Raw genomic sequence first — 19,628 nt, 5'->3', positions numbered from 1 at the left:
GCCCACCGTGGACACACCCCAAACGCAAACCGCCGAGCCCTCGACCACACCAGCTTTGGCTGATGCAGTGAGCGCCTTGGCGCACCCGGCTGACAGCGGGCATTTTGATGAGCTGCGGGGACAGTGTGCTCCGGTCAAGTCGCTGCCCGCCACGCTGGCGTCTCAAACGCAGTCGCAAACTCAAGGCCCCTCGGCGTCGACACAGTTTCAAAGCCAAACACGGCCTTTCAGCCCTTTCCCTCACATACGTCAGGAAAGCGCCGAAACCATCCCTCCTCAGCCCCCCCCGGTCAACCACATCACCGAGCTGGCGCCTCCTTGGCGTGCTTTTTTTGAGCAGTTAGGCCCCACAGGCCTGGACGATCTCGATCGCAGAACCCAAACTTTGGCGCGCCAAGTTCGCGACAACGGCATCACCTACAACGTCTATGCCAGCCAGGGGGGGCCTCAAAGACCCTGGGCCGTCGATCTGTTTCCTCTGATCTTGACGCCGCAAAGCTGGCAACAGATCGACCGAGGCGTCCAGCAACGTGCACGTTTGCTAGAACGCGTGATGGCCGACGTCTATGGCCCTCAGCAATTGATCCGCCAAGCCATGCTTCCACCTGCTCTGGTGCAAGGCCACCCTGGCTATTTGCGTGCCATGCATGGGGTAGCACCCGTCGGTGGGACCCACTTGCACATCGCAGCTTTTGACCTGGCCCGTGGGCCCAACGGCCAGTGGGCCGTGGTGTCGCAACGCACGCAAGCTCCCTCAGGCTTGGGCTATTTGCTGGAAAACCGCTTGCTGATCTCTCGCCAATTTCCGCAAGCGTTTGAAACCATGAACATCCAACGCTTGGCTGCGACCTATCGCGTTTGGGTTGAATCGCTGAAAAATCACAGCCCCGCAGGGTCAGCAGCGCATGTGGCGTTGCTCACACCCGGCCCCTACAACGAAACCTACTTTGAGCATGCTTACCTGGCACGCTACCTGGGCCTGAGCTTGGTAGAGGGCAACGACCTGACCGTGCGCGACGAGCGCCTGTACTTGCGAACCCTGCGCGGCTTGGAGCCTGTGCATGTGCTGCTCAAACGTTTGGACGACGAATTTTTAGACCCCTTGGAGTTGCGCGCAGACTCTACCTTGGGCATTCCTGGCTTGCTCCAAGCGGTTCGTGCAGGGCATGTGGTGGTCGCCAACGCCCCAGGTTCGGCGTTTTTAGAATCTCCGGCCTTGATGGGCTTTTTGCCAGCTTTGAGCCAAACCCTCTTGGGTGAAACCTTGCAATTGCCGGCCTTGGACACTTGGTGGTGCGGGGAGCGGGCGGCACAAGCCTCCGTGCTTCCCCAACTGGACCAAATGGTCATCAAACCCACCTATCCCGGTCTGGCCAGTCACGGCAGTTTTGACGCTGCGCTGGGCCGCTCGCTCACCCAAGCCGCACGCGATGAATGGGTCGGGCGCATCACACGTCAACCCGACCGACATACCTTGCAAGCCTATGTGCCCCTGTCGCAAATGCCGACTTGGAAAAATGCCCAAGAAGGCATCGTCCCCCGATCGGTCATGTTGCGCGTGTTTGCCTTGCGCGATGGTGCCGACTCTTGGCGGGTGCTCCCAGGCGGTTTGGCCCGAATTGCCGCGCCGAACGCCGAAATCGCCTCGATGCAGCGCGGCGGCAGCAGCGCCGATGTCTGGATACAAACCGAGGCCGATGTAGACCGCAGCACGTTGCTGACAAAAAGCTCGGGCTTGGCAGGCTTTACACCTCGCGCACGGTTGGTCACCAGCCGCGCCGCTGAAAACCTGTATTGGTTAGGCCGCTACACCGAGCGCAGCGAGAACATGGTGCGGCTGGTGCGTTTGTGCCTGGAAGCTCTCAACGCAGAAGACCCAGCCTCCAACAGCCTGTGGGTCTGGTTGCAGCAACTCAGCCAACGCCAAGGCCTGATCCCGTTTGGCGCACCTGCCCCGCAAAACCCCATCGCAGGACTCATCATCCCCCACCACACGGTCACGCGCAGGCGGGTGTTTGAACGCACCCTGATCGCGTGTTTGGATCAAGACGAACACACCACCAGCGTGGGTTACAACCTGCGCGCCTTGCGCCAAGCTGCATCGTCCTTGAGAGAACGGTTGTCGCCTGAGCACTGGAATGCCATCGTGCATTGCGTGGAGCAATTCAGCAACCACTGCGCCCACACCACACCACACCCCGAGTTTTCAGCCATTCAGGCTTTGCAAGCCCTCGACGCCGCCAGCTCGGCCTTGGCGGCCATCACAGGCGCCCAAACCGACCGCATGACACGCGATGACGGATGGCAACTGTTGAGCATCGGGCGACATGTTGAACGGTTGGGCTTCTTGTCAGCGGCTCTGGACTTGGCCGTTGAAGTGGGCGCATTTGAGGTGACACCAGCCACCTTGAGCAACCCAATTCAGCCTTTGCAAGCCATTGACAACAGCTCACATTTCACGGCCTTGTTGGCTTTGTTTGACAGCACCATCACCTTTCAAGCCCAGTACCAGCAAAGCCGCGACCTCGCCCCATTGGTGGAGCTGTTGATTCAAGACAACGAAAATCCGCGCTCCTTGGCCTGGGTGACGCGCTCCATGCGATCTCGCCTGTCCAAACTGGCGAAAACCCCGATGGGCGAGCCTGACGCGTTAGCCCGACTCGTGCCTGATCTGCAGCAAACCCCAATCGACGCACTGTGTCAGCATGATGCACAGGGTCAACTGCCGCAGCTGCGCGCTTGTCTGTCAGCGTGTGTCCAAGCTGCATGGCAAGTTTCAGACGCTATCTCAGGCCAATACTTCAGCCACACCCAAGACGGCGACAGCGTCGGAGCCTGACCATGTTGCTGCACGTCTTGCACACCACCGCCTACCACTATGCGCCGCAAGTGGAAACCGCGCAGCACATGGCGCACTTGTTGCCCCGCAGCATGCCCTCACAAACGGTGCGCAATGCAGACTTGAACATCACACCAGCCCCTGCTGCACGCAGCGACCACATCGACGTGTTTGGCAATATGCGGAGCTTTTTTTCATTGCCGTTGGCCCACTCCAGCTTGCAAATTGTCGCCAGCAGTTTGGTAGACACCCACCGCTCAACGTTCGACCCAGACCAAGTCGCTCAAACCCCAACTTGGGAAAAAGTTCGAGAGCATTTTGTCTACCATGCAGGCGCGGCTTGGGATGCGGCCAACGAGTACGTCTTTGCATCCCCCTATGTGACGCCACATGCTGACTTTGCGGAATACGCCCGTGCCAGCTTTACCCCACAACGCCCGGTGTTGGCTGCTGCGTGTGATTTGATGACGCGCATCCATCAAGAGTTTGAATACGCCAGCGAAAGCACCGACATCAATACCCCGGCGCGTGAAGCTTTGGCCAAACGACAAGGCGTTTGCCAAGACTTTGCCCACATCTTGCTCTGTTGCTTGCGCACCCAAGGCTTGGCGGCACGTTATGTCAGCGGCTATTTGTTGACCGAACCACCTGAAGGGCAAGAACGTTTGATTGGCAGCGATGCCTCTCACGCCTGGGTGTCCTTGTACATACCCGATTGCGTTGATGACGAATTGACCACCCACGGTCAATGGTTTGACCTCGACCCAACCAACAACCGTTGGGGTTTGAATTCACCCGGTGAAGACTATGTCACCCTCGCCCTCGGGCGAGATTTTGGTGACGTCTCCCCGGTACGTGGTGTGATCCACGGCGGTGCAAGCCATACCTTGGAGGTCGGCGTCACGGTATTTCCCATCGACGACCACTTGGAAGAAATCGAAGGCGAACAACCCCATGCGCCTAAAATTTCTCAGTCCAACACTCTGGAGAGACTTCCATGAACATTTACGACCGCCTGCAAGCCCTCCACATCACCCTGCCCCCCGTGGCCGTGCCTGCGGCAGCCTATGTGCCGTTTGTGCAAAGCGGCAAGATGGTGTTCTTGAGCGGCCACATTGCCAAACAAGACGGCAAAGCCTGGGTAGGCCAACTAGGCCTCAACATGACCACCGACCAAGCCAAAGCCGCCGCACGCGCAGTGGCCATCGACTTGCTGGGCACCTTGCACGCCGCAGTGGGTGACTTAAACAAGGTGCAACGCATTGTGAAAGTCATGAGCCTGGTCAACTCCACGTCCGACTACACCGAGCAGCACCTGGTGACCAACGGTTGCAGTGAATTGATTGGCGAAGTCTTTGGCGACAAAGGTGCCCACGCACGCAGCGCCTTTGGCGTGGCCCAACTGCCCATGGGTGCTTGCGTAGAAATTGAATTGATTGCCGAGCTGGCCTGAGCACCCAGGCTCACACATTTGCAACCCTGCTGCGCACCACGCAGCTCAAGTGGCTCACTGCACCCAGCTCAGCACCCAGGGCACCGTGACCATCGCCAACACGGTTGACACAGCCACGGCCGTTGGCACTTCCTCTTGTCCCACCCCATAGCGCTGAGAAAACAAAAACACATTGGCACCAATAGGCATTGACGCAGCGCTGACCATCACCGCCAGTGCCAAACCCGTCACGCCAAAAGCCCACCCAAGTATCAGCACAAGCAAAGGGTGGCCCAGGTTCTTGAGCAAGGCCAGACTGGTGGCCACCCACAAGGGCCGCATGGCCTGTGATCGGCTCTGTCCGGCCCAAGATTGACGCAGGTCGTGCAACACCCCAGCCAAGGTGATGCCCACCAACAGCAAGGCCAAAGGCCCAAAGGCATTGCCCATCCATTGAAGCGGTTTGTCCAATGTTTCCGGCATGACCCAGCCCAGTTGCCCAAAGGCCAGGCCCAACAAGATCGGCAAAGGGACCGGATGAAAAACAGCATTGCGCACCGCGATCAAGATGGTCACCAAAGCATGGAGTTTGGTAGAGGCATCGCCAACCGCTGAAGCCTCCTCACGGGCGACCACCAACTCCAACACCACCGTGGCCAAAGTCAGCAAGACCAGGGCGTGCAAAGAAATCAGGGTGAACAAATACACCAGGCCAGGCGGGCCATACATCAATCCAATCAAGGGAATGCCCAGCATGACGGTGTTGCTGAAAGTGGCCGCCAAGGCCAACACCGTGGCGCGTCGGTTCCATCCAAGACTCAAGAACAACACCGCAAACAAGCCAATCGCACCCACAAAGTACATGCCAACAGGCTCGACATCCAGCTGGTCTAAGTGAACCTGGCTCATGGTTCGAAACAACAAGGCTGGCGCCAACACCATGAAGGTGAGCTGCGATATGTCTCTTGAGCCTTCTTGCGTGACCCAACCACGCCAACCGGCCCAGAAACCAATGGCAATCAACACCACCACCGGCAACAACGAACTGAGCACGAACAACATGAGGCCTTAGAAAGCGCTTTGCGCTTGGAGAATGGGATGATTATCCCAATGAAAAAGGCCCCAACTCAGGGGCCCTGTCCACTCGACTGCAAATCAACGCAGCCAAAAAATATAACTTAAGCTTTCACGGCTCTGAAGCCGGAATAAATGCGCGACACTGGACGGCTTCTTTGCTCGGCTTCTTGGGCCAATTGGGCACGAATGCGGTCAAAGGTGGCTTTGATGCCCGGCTTTTCAGCAGGCACACATTTGAAGCGTCGCTCCAAGGCGACATCAGGGGGATCCATTTGAAATACTGACTTGTCCACGTAGGCTCCTCAGAACTCGATGAGCAAACAACGCGTGACAGCAAGATTTGGTGGACACATGTCGTGAAAAAAATCTAAAAATTTTGTAAGTCCTTGATTTTTATAGAGTCGGCAAGGGCTTGAAGCCTCAAACAACGACAAGACTCCTATAATTTTTCGACTCCGAAAGTACTGTCTGTCCCTGTCTACCCCCACCTCTTCTTCACCCCGCCCTTCATGGTCCATCGGTATTGGTGTGGTGTTGGCGCTTCACGTATTGGCTTGGGTATTGGCCCACGGCATTGCCGACACCAACCTGGATGGCTATGCCGACATGCTGGAGAACTTTGCCTGGGGCCAACACTGGGCCTGGGGAAGCGCCAAGCACCCGCCCTTGTTTGCTTGGATCACTGGCGCTTGGTTCCTGTTTCTGCCCCACCTGGACGCCTCTTACCATCTGCTGTCTTACCTCAATGTGGCCCTTGCCTTGCTCGGTGTTTACAAGGTCGCACAAGCCATGGGGCGGCCAGACTTGGCGCTGCCCTCAGCCCTGCTGCTGTGTTTGGCTTTTCCCTACAGCACCTTGGCGGTGAAGTTCAATGCCAACGCCATTTTGTTGAGCGCTTGGCCTTGGGTGGTGTTGGCCTGGGTTCGCTGCGTCAGCAGCCAAGGCCGCGCTGGCTTGGTTTGGTCGGTCAGTTTAGGAGTCATCAGCGCGCTGAGCATGCTTGGCAAGTACTACAGCGGTGTATTTTTGCTGGCCGTGTTTTTGAGTTCTCTGGCCTCTGCCAACGGTCGTCGATGGTTCGGCTCTTACAAACCCTGGTTGACCTTGGCGGTCTTTGGGGTGTGCCTGTTGCCCCATCTGATGTGGCTGCAAGACCATGCCTGGGTCACCTTGCGCTATGTTGGCGAGCAAGCCAGTGACGACGGCGTGAGTTGGCGCATGGTGTTGAAATTTGCCATTTCGCCCTTGGCCTATTGGCTGTTGCCTTGGTTGTTGTGCACCTGGGTCTATGCCCCTGAGGCCACCTTGCGCCAACGCCTAAGCACCTGGCCACAACGTCTGCTGAGCAGTTGGTTGCCCCATGGATGGGATGACACCTTGTTTTGGATCGCCATGTTGCCGTGGATGATCACGCTGATGTTTGGCATCAGCGGCTTCGTGGAACTCTCCATCCCCTGGGCCATTCCGATTGGTTATGGGTTTTCCTTGCTCTGGTTGCGCAACCTGACCCAGGGTGCAGTCGAACCCAACACGGCTCTGTCCAAGTTGCGCACATGCTTTCTGGCTTGGTGCTTGCTGGTTGTCTTGGTCAGCCCTTGGTATGCCTGGCATCAAGCCCAAAACGGCACCCCCAACCACTACCTGCCTCGCCGCGAAGCCGCACACGCCCTGCTCGCAACATGGCAAGAGCGCTATCCGAATCAAACCCTGCGTTGGGTTGGCGGTCAGTGGGCAGAGAATGCACTGCTGTCGTTCTATGGCAATCCTGATTTGCGGGTGATACCCGGTGTCCCTGACCAATTTCCGGCCACCGTCACGCCACTGGAAGGTTGGCAACAACAAGCGGGCTTGTTGCTGTGCCCCTTGGGGCCGCTCAATCACCCCGAACCCAGCACGTGTGAAGCCGACATGCGCGCCTGGCTGACACAACAAGGGCAAACGCCTGAGGCGATCGAATTGACCATCGCCAGCCAAGGGCTGAGGTTTCCGCTCCACATTCCTTTTGCCTACATCGCCTTTGCCTATGTGCCGCCCAAACCCTGACCGGGTGGCCGCATAGCGCTAGAAAGCACAAAACCACCCGAAGGTGGTTTTGTTGAAAGCTGTCGTGCCCCGCAGGTCAGCGGACCACAGCAATCTGATCGCGCTTGCCCGCCTTGTAGGTGAAGAGCGTGAGGGCACCGTTCTTGATGTCGCCTTTGGCATCAAAGGAAATCACCCCTGTCACGCCCTTGTAGCCGCTCGTTTTGGCCAACTCAGGCAAGTACTGGGCGGGGTCGGTCGACTTGGCACGCTGCATGGCGTCCACCATCACGTTGACCGCGTCATACACATAGGGCGAGTAAAGCTTGGTCTCGTCGTTAAAGCGTTTTTTGTATTTCACAGCAAAGTCTTCCATGCCTTTCTTCTGGGCACCATCGACACCACCGGCTTCGGCACAAATCACTTGGCCCTCGCCTATGGCGTCACCTGCCAGCTTGAACAACTCGGTGGTGCAAATGCCGTCGCCGCCCATGAACTTGGCTGAAATGCCCAAAGACTTCATTTGCTTGAGCATGGGTCCGCCCACAGCGTCCATGCCACCAAAAAAGATGATGTCGGGTTTCTTGCCTTTGATCGTGGTCAAGATGGGCATGAAATCGGTAGCTTTGTCCGTGGTGAACTCGTGTCCAACCAACTGCCCCCCCGCGGCCTTGACTGCTTTTTCAAACTCTTCGGCCACCCCTTGTCCATAGGCCGTGCGGTCGTCAATCACCGCAATTGCTTTGCCCTTGAGTTCTTTCACCGCATAGCGGCCCAAAGTACCGCCCAGGTGCACGTCATCGGCCACCACGCGAAAGGCCGTCTTGTAACCCTGGCGGGTGTATTTGGGGTTGGTGGCGGATGGGGAGATTTGCGGAATCCCGGCATCGCTGTAAATCCTGGAAGCAGGAATCGTGGTCCCCGAATTCAAGTGCCCCACCACCCCAGCCACCTTGGCGTCCACCAGCTTTTGTGCGGCAGCTGTACCTTGCTTGGGGTCTGCTGCATCGTCTTCGGCCAGCAGCTCAAACTTGATTTTTTTGCCGCCAATGCTCAACCCTTTGGCATTGAGGTCCTCGATCGCCATGCGCGCACCGTTTTCATTGTCTTTGCCCAAGTGCGCAATCGCGCCACTCATGGGGCCAACGTGTCCAATTTTGACCACTTGCTCTTGCGCCATTGCCAAGCCAGTGGCAACCGTCAGACCAGCAATCCATGTGAATTTGAAAGGGATGCGCATACAAAACTCCTTGGTGAATGAAACGGTGGTGAAAAAAATCAAAGGTTGATAGACATTGCGCCTCAAGCGCTTTCTTTCAACTTCAAATCATGCCGGGTGATGGCATAGCCCCGATCGGCGTAGTGTTTCCATCGCTGGCGTGCGTTCTGGCGGTCTTGCTCGTCCAAGGTCACCACCTCAATCGTGCGCTCGAAGCGTTCGTAACCAGGCGCCACCCCATCGCCCAAGTTCACCAACACCTGGTGGTGGGGCAAGGTCTCGCCGGCATCCAACTGCGCCGCCAAAACAATCGGAGACGCCATGCGCTGCTCCAACGGGCTGTTGGCGTGGCAGTGCGGCAAAAACTCCAACGCAGAAAACGTCCACAACTGGGTATCTAAAGCCTGCAAACTTGCTTCATCGCCCGTGACCACCACCTTGGCGCCACTGGCCACGGCTTTGCGCAGCAAGCGGCACGCGTAGGCCAATTTGTGGGGCGCATTGAAGTGGAAAGCGATTTCTGTCATGCGGCAGAAGCAGAGGTCCGGCGACGTGGTGCGGTCTTGACCAACTTGGCTTGCCCCTGCGTTGCTGGCTGAGGCACCAGCCCCAGCAAGTAATGCAACAACAAACCCACGGGACGCCCGGTGGCGCCCTTGGCAGCCCCGCTCTTCCAGGCAGAACCGGCGATGTCTAAGTGCGCCCAGGGGTAGTCCTTGGCAAAGCGCTGCAAAAATTTAGCCGCCGTGATGGCCCCACCATCGCGCCCACCGACGTTGGCGACATCGGCAAAATTTGACTTCAACCCCTCGGCATAGTCGTCGTCCAAAGGCAAGCGCCAGCAGGGGTCGAGGGCAGCCTCACCCGCAGCCTCAAGGGCATGCGCCAATTCGTCTGAGGCAGAGAACAAACCACTGCGCACATGACCCAGCGACACCACGCAAGCCCCTGTCAAAGTGGCAATGTCAATCACCGCACGCGGCTTGAAACGTTTGGCATAGGTCAAGGCGTCACACAAAATCAAGCGGCCTTCGGCGTCGGTGTTGAGCACTTCAATCGTTTGTCCGCTCATGCTGGTCACCACGTCGCCCGGCTTCAAGGCCAAGCCATCGGGCATGTTCTCGCAACTGGGAATCAGCCCCACCACGTTGATGGCGGGCTGCAACTGCGCCAAGGCTTCAAACGTACCCAACACACTGGCTGCGCCACACATGTCGAACTTCATCTCATCCATGCCTGCGGCTGGCTTGATGGAGATACCGCCCGTGTCAAATGTGATGCCCTTGCCCACCAACACCGTGGGCGCCTCGGATTTGGCCGCGCCGTTGTAGTGCAACACAATGAAACGCATGGGCTCGCGCGAACCCTGCGCCACGGCGGCAAACGAGCCCATGCCGAGCTTGTGAATCTCAGCAGGACCCAGCACCTCACACCGCACCCGTGGCTTTTTGCCCAAGGCTTGCGCCACCTTGGCCAGCATGCTGGGCGTGGCATGGTTGGCTGGACGGTTGCCCCACTCTTTGGCCAATGCCACACCGGCCACTTGGGCGCACGCATGGTCAAAGTCAGGCTTGGCGTTTTTGGTTTGGCTGGCCGTGGGCAAGCCCAACACCACGCGTTTGAGCACACTGGCCTTGGCCGTTGGCTTGGTGGCTGTGTAGACGTAACAGGTGTCAGCCACCGCCTGGGTCGCGGCGTGCAGACGGTGTTGGGTTGCGTCTTCCATCCAAAGGGTCAAACTTTTGGGGGCGACAGATTTGAGCGAAGCGACCGCGGCAGCCACTGCCTGGCGAACCTGACGGGCTTGGCCTTCTCCGGTAGAGACCAACAGCACGCGTCCTGCCTGGACACCATCGGCACGCCAAACGCTGAGCATTTTGGCTGGGCTGCTGTCGAGGTCGCCACTTTTGCGAGCCTCCACAATCAACCCTGACAAGGTGTCGCGGGCGGGCTTGAAGGCGGCAGAGACCAACACAATCAGCACATCGGTTTTCAGCGCTGCGGCGGCCGTTAAATCCAGCGTCTTGAGTTCAAAGTTCATAATGGCGTCTTTCTTTCGCTCTGATGTTATTCCATTCCTTCCCCTGTCAAGCGCTGGTTCACAGCGTCACAGCCACCCGGCTGGGCTGGCTTGACTGCTTGCGTCATGAGGCCGGTCAATGAAAACCTTGCGCCGCCTCATTTACGGTGAAGTGCTCGTGGCCGTGGGCTTTGTCACCCTGAGCTTTTTGGGATTGTTTTTCTTCTTCGACTTTGTGGATGAACTCCAAGGAGTTGGCAAAAACAATGGCGCCTACCAACTCAAGCATGCCTTCCTCTACGTGCTGTTGTTGGTGCCCAGCCACTTGTACGAGTTGCTGCCTATCTCGGTCTTGATCGGCACCATCTTTGTGATGGCGCGATTGGCGCAAAGTTCAGAATTCACCATCTTGCGCACCAGTGGCCTGGGGCCCACCTTGGCGCTGCGCAACCTCATGGGCCTGGGTCTTGGATTTGTGGTGCTGACTTTTGTGGCGGGTGACTACCTTTCCCCCTTGTGTGACCGCTATGGACAGCTCTTCAAAAGCCGTCACATGGGTCAAATCAAAGTGGGGCAAACAGGCGCTTGGCTGCGTGAACATCAAAGCCAAGCCAGCTTTGCCGTCAATGTGCAAACCCTCACCCCCGAGGGCAATCCCAGTGGCATACGGATCTTTGAATTCGACAACAGCGGGCAATGGATTGGCCTCACCCACGCCAAGCTCGGCATGTTGACCGAAGACGACAGTTGGCGCTTGCAACAAGTCCAACGCGACAGCCTCAACCGCAAAGGCAGCGACGCCACCTTGAGTCGGGTCAACACCGAGGAACAGTTGTGGCTCACGGGCATCACCTCCGAAATGGTCTCAGTGGCCCTGCTCAAGCCCGACCGCATGGGCACGATCGACCTGTTCCAGTACATCCGACACCTCAGCGCCAACGGCCAAGCCACCCAACGCTTTGAGATTGAATTCTGGAAAAAGGTTTTCTACCCCTTGAGCTGCTTGGTCATGGTGGTGCTGGCCCTGCCCTTTGCCTATTTGCACTTCCGCAGCGGCAACATTGCAAGCCATGTCTTTGGCGGCGTCATGGCAGGCATCAGCTTTTTCTTGCTCAACAACGTGTTCAGCTACATCGGCAACCTCAACAACTGGGCCCCTTGGTTTGCTGCGGCGGCGCCGGGCATGCTGTACTCACTTGTCTCACTGGCCGCCTTTGGTTGGTTGGTGTTGCGCCAATAACCCCCTTTTTCCTATGCACGCCATCCTTTTGTTTGCCCACGGCTCTCGTGACCCCTTGTGGCACCGCCCCATCCAAGCCGTTGCGGCGCGCATTGCACAACGCGCGCCCCACATCGCCGTGCGCTGCGCCTATCTGGAACTCACCGAACCCAGCCTGGCTCAAGCCGCCGCTGAGGTGGTGCAACAAGGTGCCACCAGCCTGAGCGTGTTGCCTTTGTTTTTGGGCGTCGGAAAACACGCCCGCGAAGACTTGCCAGAGCTGATGCAAGCCTTGCGCCAAGCCCACCCTGACCTCCACATCACCTGCCAGCCAGCGGTGGGAGAACACGGTGCCTTGCTCGATTTGTTGGCAGACATTGCGCTTGAAAAACCCAACGACCTGAATAAAGAACCTGTAAATTAGATGCCCAAGGCATAATGACGCGGCAAATTCAACGCCCACGTCATGAATCTTCACCAATTTCGCTTTGTCCAAGAAGCTGTCCGCCGCAACCTCAACCTGACCGAGGTGGCCAAGTCGCTGCACACCTCGCAGCCCGGCGTCTCCAAAGCCATCATCGAACTCGAAGAAGAGTTGGGCGTGGAAATCTTCACCCGCCACGGCAAACGGCTCAAGCGCGTCACCGAACCTGGGCAACATGTGTTGCGCAGCATCGAGGTGATCTTGCGCGAAGTGGGCAACCTCAAACGCATTGGCGAGCAGTTCAGCGCCGAAGACAGCGGCACCCTCTCCATCGCCACCACCCACACCCAAGCGCGCTATGTGCTGCCGGTTCCAGTGGCCAAACTGCGAGCGGCCTACCCCAAAGTCAACATCAGCCTGCACCAGGGAGCCCCCGCGCAAGTGGCGCAAATGGTGCTGGACGAAGTGGCCGAAATTGGCATTGCCACCGAGTCGCTCTCCGACTACCCCGAGTTGGTGACCTTGCCCTGCTACGAGTGGGAACACGTGCTGGTCATCCCCAAAACCCACCCCTTGGCCGCCAAAAGTCGCATCACCTTGGAAGACTTGGCCCAAGAGCCCATCATCACCTACCACCCCTCGTTCACGGGCCGTACCCGCATCGACAAAGCCTTTGCCGCCAAGCACCTCACACCGCGCATTGCACTCGAAGCCATTGATTCGGACGTGATCAAAACCTATGTGCGCCTCGGCATGGGCGTGGGCATCGTGGCAGAAATGGCCGTGCGCGACAGCACCGACGACGACCTGGTGGTGCGTCCCGGTGCCCAGCTGTTTGGCAAAAACACCGCGCGCATTGCCTTCAAGCGCAGCGCCTACTTGCGCAACTTTGTCTACGACTTCGCCACCTTGCTCAGCGACCGTTTAGACCGCAACCTGATTCTCAAAGCCCTCGAAGGCCACGCCAACGACTACGACCTGTGAACTCTGACCTATGACCACACCTGTTCTTGACACCAAATTCCCCAAAGTCGGCACCACCATCTTCACCGTCATGTCAGCCCTGGCGGCTGAAAAAAATGCGGTCAACCTAGGCCAAGGTTTTCCAGACTTTGCCTGTGACCCGCACTTGGTGAGCTGCGTCACCCACGCCATGACCCAAGGCCTGAACCAATACCCGCCCATGACCGGTGTGCCCGTGCTGCGCGAAGCCATCACCCAAAAAATTGAATCGCTGTATCACTACCGCTACGACCCGGTGAGCGAGATCACCGTCACTGCGGGTGCCACCCAAGCCATCTTGAGCGCCATCTTGGCCGTGGTCCGCGCAGGCGACGAAGTGATCGTGTTGGAACCCTGCTACGACAGCTACATCCCCAACATCGAGTTGGCCGGTGGCGTGGCCGTGCGCGTGCCGCTCACACCCGGCACCTTCCGCCCCGACTTTGACAAGATCGCCGCCGCCATCAGCCCCAAGACACGCGCCATCATCGTCAACAGCCCGCACAACCCGAGCGCCACCGTGTGGACACGGGAAGAGATGCTCCAGCTGGAGGAGCTCTTAAAGCCCACCCAGATCTTGCTCATCAGCGACGAGGTGTACGAGCACATGGTGTACGCGCCACGCCAACACCTGAGCGCTTCGAGCTTTGCGGGCTTGGCCGAGCGTGCCTTCATCGTGTCGAGCTTTGGCAAAACCTTCCACGTCACGGGCTGGAAAGTCGGCTACGTGGCCGCCCCCGCCAGCCTGAGTGCCGAGTTCCGCAAGGTGCACCAGTTCAATGTGTTCACCGTCAACACCCCGGTGCAACACGGGCTGGCCGCCTACATGGCCAACCCCAAGCCTTATCTGGAGTTGCCCGCGTTTTATGCCGCCAAGCGCGACCTGTTTCGCACCGGTTTGGCCAGCACCCAGTTTGAGCTGCTGCCCAGCGAAGGCAGCTACTTTCAGTGCGTGCGCATCGACCAACTGGGGGTGCCCGAGAAAAACCTCAGCGAAGCCGACTTTTGCCAATGGCTCACCAGCGAGATCGGCGTGGCGGCCATTCCGTTGTCGGCCTTTTACGCCGACGGCTTTGACCAACGGGTGGTGCGCTTTTGCTTTGCCAAACAAGACGAAACCTTGAAGCTGGCCTTGTCACGTTTGGCGCGCCTGTGAGCCGCGCGTCAAGCGCGTTGTGTGCGCTACACGCGCCAATTGGCACACCCGGATGAACCCTCACAACCGCCGCGGCATCGTCACCATGATGGCTGCCATGCTGTTCTTTGTGACCAACGACGCCTTGGTCAAATTGGTCAGCAGCCAGCTGCCCACGCCGCAGCTGATTTTCATACGCGGCGCCTTTGCCACCCTTTTGCTGGTGCTGATGGTCGTCTTCACAGGCAGCTGGTCCCAGTGGCGCAGCGTGCGCACGCGCACCGTGCCAATCCGCGCGCTGCTCGACAGTGCAGCCACCTTCACCTACCTGAGCGCACTGTTTCACCTGCCTCTGGGCAACGCCACCGCCATCAACCTGGCGGCGCCCTTGTTTCTGACCCTGCTGGCCGTGGTCTTTCTGCGTGAACGGGTGGGCGCGCTGCGCTGGGCCTTGATTGTGTTGGGCTTCACCGGGGTGCTGCTGGTGGTGCAACCCGATACCCATGGCTTGAACGCCTATGCCCTGCTGTGCGTCGTGGGCACGCTGTTTCATGCGGGGCGTGACCTGATGACACGCATGGTGCCCGCACACGTGCCCTCGCTGCTCATCACACTGTCAACCTCCACCATGGTCACCCTGCTGTCAGGGCTTTGGACCTTGACTGCGCCTTGGCAACCCGTGGCTTTGGAGCCATTGATGCAACTCGGCGGCGCCGCCTTTTGCCTGGCCATCGCCTACCACTTGCTCACGCTGAGCATGCGCGCGGGCGACATGAGCGTGATTGGCCCCTTCCGCTACAGCGGGTTGCTGGTGGCCTTGGTGCTGGGTTATTTGCTGTGGGGCGAAGTGCCCAACCTGTTGGCCTGGGGAGGCATTGCCTTGCTGGTGATGGCAGGACTGGGGCTGCTGCACAGCCAGCGCACTTCACGTCGGGCGGCGTTGGATGCGGCGACTGATTGATCGCACAGTCAAACACGCTGTCGTGGCAGATACGATGACAGTCTTGTCTTGGCACTCTTGTGGGTGACTGACCAACTCAATAACTCAACTGCTGCCAAGCTTTATCCAGCCGCTTCACGCTCACCGGTTGTGGCGTGCGCAGCTCTTGCGCGAAGAAGCTCACGCGCAGTTCTTCGAGTAGCCAGCGGAACTCTTGCATGCGTGCATCGCTCACGCCTTTGCGCTCTGCCACCAAGCGCCAATACTTTTGCTCCAGCGGTTTGAGTTCGGCCAGTTTCGCCGCGTCGCGTGCGGGGTCGGCACGCAGTTTGTCCAGTCGCAGCACCACGGCTTTGAGGTAGCGCGCAAAGTGCTGCAACTGGCTGTAAGGCGTGTCGGTCACAAAGCGTTTGCCCACCAAGCGTTGCAGTTGCTGCGCCGCATCGGCCACTGCATCATGTTGAATTTTGGTGTCTTTGACTTTGCGGCTGGCCGCTGCAAACTCGGTCAGCACCGTGTTGCTCAAGCGCGCCACTTCGTTGGCAATCAGCGTCAGTCGGCCACGGCCCTCGTCGAGGCGGCGCTTGAAGTCGGCCTCGCACGTGGGCAGCGGGTCGAGCAAGAAGGCGCGGTCTAAGGCCACGTCCAAAATTTGTTGCTTGAGCTCGTCGCCCGTGCCACCGCCCGAGCCATCGGACGACTTACCCACCATCATGAAAACCACCGACATTTTTTGCAGGTCGGGCAGGTTTTTCTCCAGGTACTTGAGCGCGTCTTTGATTTGCAAACCAAACAAGCGGCGCAAGCCTGCACGGTGCTTGGTGGCTGCCACCTCGGGCTCGTCAAACACCTCGATGCACACGGCGTCTCCCATGTCCACCAAGGCGGGAAAACCGATCAGGGTTTGCTGACCTCTCGCGATTTCCATCAGCTCGGGAAGCTCGCCAAAGGTCCAGCTGGTGTAGCGTTGGTCGGCGGGTTGGGTTTTTGTGTGGCTTGACTGCGGCTTGGACGCAATTGGGGTCAGAGCCCGATTTCCTTCGGACAATCGGGATCCGACCCCAAATGCTTGCTGGCCGCCGCCCGAGTTTGGATGCGCGACATCGAAATCAGCCCCCAATTTGCGCTCGCCGTCGGCTGACGCGGCCGCTACGCCAACGCCAGCCCCCAAAGGGCCCACCCCCTTCAACGCGGCCAAGGCCTGAAACGCGCCACGCGCTTGGCTGCCGAGCTCGGCTTTCAAGGCGCCCAGGTTGCGGCCATGCCCCAACTGCCGGCCATGTTCGTCCACCACCCGAAAGTTCATGAACAGGTGGGGTGGCAGCATGTCGAGTTTGAAGTCGGCCCGTTTGACATCCAGCTGCGTTTCAGCACGCACCAGTTTCAACACGGCATCGGTCAACGAGCCCGCGCCAAACACCTCCGGCTCGCACAAGGCCGCCGTCAAACGGGCGGCGCTGTCGGGCAGCGGCACCAAGCGCGAGCGCGGCTTTTGGTGCAGGGTTTTCAAGAGCGCATGCACCTTTTGATTGAGCATGCCAGGCACCAGCCATTCGGCGCGTTCATCGCTGACTTGGTTCAACACAAACAGCGGCACGGTCACGGTCAGCCCGTCTTTGGAGTCGCCCGGTTCGTGCAGGTAGTCGGCCGTGCAATCCACACCACCCATGCGCAGTGTTTTGGGAAACGCCTGGGTGGTGATGCCCGCCGCTTGGTGGCGCATCAGCTCCTCGCGGCTCAGGTACAGCAGTTTGGGTTGGCGTTTGACCTCTTCGCGGTACCAGTGCTCCAGCGTGACCAAACCGCACACATCGGCGGGCAACTGTTGGTCGTAGAAGGCGTAGATCAGGGCGTCGTCCACCAGCACGTCTTGGCGGCGCGACTTGTGTTCCAGCTCTTCCACTTGGGCAATCAGCTTTTGGTTGGCAGCTAAGAACGGCAGCTTGGTGTCGAGCTCGCCCTCCACCAGCGCTTCGCGGATGAAAATTTCACGTGCCCCCGCCATGTCCACTTTGCTGTAGCTCACCCGTCGCCCGTTGTAGACCACCAAGCCATACAAGGTGGCGCGCTCCAGGGCTTTGACTTCTCCAGCCTTCTTTTCCCAATGCGGATCGAGCAATTGTTTTCGCAACACATGGCCGCCGACTTGCTCTAACCATTGCGGCTCAATGCCTGCCAAGCCACGGCCAAACAGGCGCGTGGTTTCCACCAACTCAGCCGCCACCAGCCAGCGCCCCGGTTTTTTGCGCAGGTGTGCGCCAGGGTGACGGTAAAACTTGATGCCACGGGCCCCCAGGTAAGCCTCGTCGTCGTCGAGCTTGCAACCCACGTTGCCCAGCAAGCCCGCCAACATCGACAGGTGCAACTGCTCGTAGCTCGCAGGCAAGGTGTTGAGCCGCCACTTGTGCTCGGCCACCACCGTCAGCAACTGGCTGTGCGTGTCGCGCCACTCGCGCACGCGGCGCACGTTGATGAAGTTTTGCCGCAGCAGCGCTTCGTGTTGGCGGTTGCTCAGCTTGTGTTCGGCGTGCCCCGTCGCACTCACGGTGGGTTTGCTGTGGGCTTGTTTGGCCGCCATGGGCTGCTTCATGCTGGCAGGCACATGGGGCTTGCCGCCACGTGAGTTTTCTAGCCATTTCCACAGGTTGAGGTAGCCGCTGAATTCGCTGCGGTCGTCGTCGAATTTGGCGTGGGCTTGGTCAGCGGCGGCTTGGGCTTCCATCGGACGGTCGCGCACGTCTTGCACGCTCAGCGCCGAGGCAATGACAAGTACTTCATCCAAGGCGTTGCGGTCACGCGCTTCCAAAATCATGCGTCCCACACGCGGGTCGAGTGGCAGCTTGGCCAGCTCGCGTCCGGTGGATGTCAACTCATTGGCGTCGTCTACCGCACCCAGTTCATTGAGCAACTGGTAGCCGTCGGCAATGGCCTTGGGCCGAGGCGCTTCAAGAAATGGAAAGCGCTCGACATCGCCCAAGTGGAGCGACTTCATGCGCAAGATCACGCCCGCCAGTGAGGAGCGCAAGATTTCAGGGTCGGTGAACGGCGTGCGGCCTTTGAAGTCTTGTTCGTCGTACAGCCGGATGCAAATGCCATTGGCCACACGGCCACAGCGGCCCGCCCGCTGGTTGGCCGCTGCTTGGCTGATGGGCTCCACCATGAGCTGCTCGACCTTGCTGCGCCAGCTGTAGCGCTTGACGCGCGCTTGTCCCGCGTCAATCACATAGCGAATGCCTGGCACCGTGAGCGAAGTTTCGGCCACGTTGGTGGCCAGCACAATGCGCCGCCCGTTGTGGTTGTCGAACACACGGTCTTGTTCGGCTTGCGACAGGCGTGCAAACAGGGGCAGCACCTCGGCGTTGCGCAACACGGGCGAGTGGCTCAGGTGCACCCGCAGGTGATCGGCGGCTTCGCGGATTTCGCGCTCGCCCGGCAAGAAGACCAAGATGTCCCCTTGCTGACGCGGCTCCCGCCACAGCTCATCCACGCCATCGGCAATGGCGTTGTTCAAGTCGTAGTCGCGCTTTTCCTCGAAGGGGCGGTAGCGCATCTCGACGGGGAAGGTGCGGCCCGAGACCATCAGCACGGGCGCAGGCCATAACACCATGCCCCCACGCTCCCCCACTTCGTGTGGCTCGCTGCCCCCCGAGGGGGCTGAGCCCGCCTTGGCACGGCCCTGCGCCGGTCTCATCGACGCAAAGTGCCGGGCAAAACGATCGGCGTCGATGGTGGCCGAGGTGACGATGATTTTGAGGTCCGGCCTGCGCGGCAAGATCTCGCGCAGGTAGCCCAGCAAAAAGTCGATGTTCAGGCTGCGTTCGTGGGCTTCGTCGATGATGATGGTGTCGTAGGCCTTGAGCAAAGGGTCGGTTTGCGTCTCGGCCAACAAAATACCGTCGGTCATCAGCTTGACAGAGGCGTCTTTGCTCAACCGGTCTTGAAACCGCACCTTGTAGCCCACCACCTCGCCCAAGGGGGTTTTGAGTTCTTCGGCAATGCGCTTGGCCACCGAGCTGGCCGCAATGCGTCGTGGCTGCGTGTGGCCAATGATTTGTTTGCGCTGACCGGGTTTGAGCCCAATCCCCAAACCACGACCCAATGCCAACGCCATTTTGGGTAACTGGGTGGTTTTGCCCGAACCCGTCTCTCCGCACACGATGATGACTTGGTGCGCCTGCATGGCCGCCATGATTTCGTCACGTCGTGCCGAGACAGGCAACGATTCGGGGAATTCAATCTGGAGGGGAGCTGACGTGGACACAAGCAGGCGCAATCTTGATAGACAATCCGCAATTATCC

The 19,628-nt window shown here is 59.1% G+C and carries 15 protein-coding genes; 9 read left to right on the top strand and 6 right to left on the bottom strand.

Translation table 11 applies throughout. The features are described from left to right. Window positions 1-7 precede the first annotated feature (7 nt). From ACKWJN_RS00950 to ACKWJN_RS00940, 3 genes are read left to right on the top strand one after another with little or no spacing between them, the layout of a single operon-like run. A complete protein-coding gene (locus tag ACKWJN_RS00950; protein ID WP_408593653.1) occupies window positions 8-2,839 on the top strand; it encodes a circularly permuted type 2 ATP-grasp protein in 2,832 nt (943 codons plus the stop codon). A gap of 2 nt (window positions 2,840-2,841) precedes the next feature. Further along, window positions 2,842-3,840 (top strand): transglutaminase N-terminal domain-containing protein, encoded by a 999-nt coding sequence (locus ACKWJN_RS00945; RefSeq protein WP_408593652.1) that lies wholly within the window; start codon window positions 2,842-2,844, stop codon window positions 3,838-3,840. Continuing rightward, window positions 3,837-4,292, top strand: a complete 456-nt coding sequence (locus ACKWJN_RS00940) for a RidA family protein (protein ID WP_408593650.1) — start codon at window positions 3,837-3,839, stop codon at window positions 4,290-4,292. Before ACKWJN_RS00945 ends, ACKWJN_RS00940 begins: the two co-directional genes overlap by 4 nt. 54 nt (window positions 4,293-4,346) lie before the next feature. Here ACKWJN_RS00940 and ACKWJN_RS00935 read toward each other — a convergent pair whose 3' ends face one another. Both ACKWJN_RS00935 and ACKWJN_RS00930 read right to left on the bottom strand, forming a co-directional pair. Further along, the gene (locus tag ACKWJN_RS00935) at window positions 4,347-5,333 is read right to left on the bottom strand and encodes an AEC family transporter (protein ID WP_408593648.1); all 987 of its coding nucleotides are present in this window, start codon (window positions 5,331-5,333) and stop codon (window positions 4,347-4,349) included. A gap of 116 nt (window positions 5,334-5,449) precedes the next feature. Then, entirely contained in the window at window positions 5,450-5,620 is a 171-nt protein-coding gene (locus ACKWJN_RS00930; RefSeq protein WP_408593646.1) for a hypothetical protein, read from the bottom strand. A 262-nt stretch (window positions 5,621-5,882) separates the two neighbouring features. Here ACKWJN_RS00930 and ACKWJN_RS00925 point away from each other — a divergent pair, with 262 nt between their 5' ends. After that, a complete protein-coding gene (locus ACKWJN_RS00925) occupies window positions 5,883-7,391 on the top strand; it encodes a glycosyltransferase family 39 protein (RefSeq protein ID WP_408593644.1) in 1,509 nt (502 codons plus the stop codon). A gap of 76 nt (window positions 7,392-7,467) precedes the next feature. On the opposite strand, the gene ACKWJN_RS00920 is transcribed toward ACKWJN_RS00925, so the two are convergent. The 3 genes from ACKWJN_RS00920 to ACKWJN_RS00910 form a co-directional block, all read right to left on the bottom strand. Next, window positions 7,468-8,550, bottom strand: coding sequence for a branched-chain amino acid ABC transporter substrate-binding protein (locus ACKWJN_RS00920; protein ID WP_408593700.1), 1,083 nt, complete (start codon window positions 8,548-8,550; stop codon window positions 7,468-7,470). Window positions 8,551-8,672: 122 nt separating this feature from the next. After that, a complete protein-coding gene (locus ACKWJN_RS00915) occupies window positions 8,673-9,116 on the bottom strand; it encodes a DNA polymerase III subunit chi (RefSeq protein WP_408593643.1) in 444 nt (147 codons plus the stop codon). After that, on the bottom strand, window positions 9,113-10,630 hold the full coding sequence (locus ACKWJN_RS00910) for a leucyl aminopeptidase (RefSeq protein WP_408593641.1): 1,518 nt from the start codon (window positions 10,628-10,630) through the stop codon (window positions 9,113-9,115). The genes ACKWJN_RS00915 and ACKWJN_RS00910 overlap by 4 nt, the downstream gene beginning before the upstream one ends. 118 nt (window positions 10,631-10,748) lie before the next feature. On the opposite strand from ACKWJN_RS00910, the gene lptG reads away from it, so the two are divergent. Genes lptG through ACKWJN_RS00885 form a run of 5 tightly spaced genes read left to right on the top strand, consistent with a single transcriptional unit; the run spans window position 10,749 to window position 15,350 of the window. Next, entirely contained in the window at window positions 10,749-11,849 is a 1,101-nt protein-coding gene (lptG, locus tag ACKWJN_RS00905) for an LPS export ABC transporter permease LptG (RefSeq protein ID WP_408593639.1), read from the top strand. A gap of 13 nt (window positions 11,850-11,862) precedes the next feature. Then, window positions 11,863-12,252 (top strand): sirohydrochlorin chelatase, encoded by a 390-nt coding sequence (locus tag ACKWJN_RS00900; RefSeq protein WP_408593637.1) that lies wholly within the window; start codon window positions 11,863-11,865, stop codon window positions 12,250-12,252. A gap of 42 nt (window positions 12,253-12,294) precedes the next feature. Beyond that, the gene (locus ACKWJN_RS00895; RefSeq protein WP_408593635.1) at window positions 12,295-13,236 is read left to right on the top strand and encodes a CysB family HTH-type transcriptional regulator; all 942 of its coding nucleotides are present in this window, start codon (window positions 12,295-12,297) and stop codon (window positions 13,234-13,236) included. Window positions 13,237-13,246: 10 nt separating this feature from the next. Then, the gene (locus ACKWJN_RS00890) at window positions 13,247-14,410 is read left to right on the top strand and encodes a pyridoxal phosphate-dependent aminotransferase (protein ID WP_408593633.1); all 1,164 of its coding nucleotides are present in this window, start codon (window positions 13,247-13,249) and stop codon (window positions 14,408-14,410) included. Window positions 14,411-14,462: 52 nt separating this feature from the next. Then, window positions 14,463-15,350, top strand: coding sequence for a DMT family transporter (locus tag ACKWJN_RS00885; protein ID WP_408593631.1), 888 nt, complete (start codon window positions 14,463-14,465; stop codon window positions 15,348-15,350). Window positions 15,351-15,426: 76 nt separating this feature from the next. Here the strand turns inward: ACKWJN_RS00885 and hrpA are convergent, their stop codons facing one another. Continuing rightward, window positions 15,427-19,518 (bottom strand): ATP-dependent RNA helicase HrpA, encoded by a 4,092-nt coding sequence (gene hrpA / locus ACKWJN_RS00880; protein ID WP_408593698.1) that lies wholly within the window; start codon window positions 19,516-19,518, stop codon window positions 15,427-15,429. Window positions 19,519-19,628: the final 110 nt, after the last annotated feature.

Origin of the sequence: Limnohabitans sp., assembly GCF_046052825.1 — a bacterium.
GTDB lineage: Bacteria > Pseudomonadota > Gammaproteobacteria > Burkholderiales > Burkholderiaceae_C > Limnohabitans.
The sequence above is the reverse complement of the archived record's forward strand: the minus strand, read 5'-3'. Positions and strand labels throughout refer to the sequence as shown.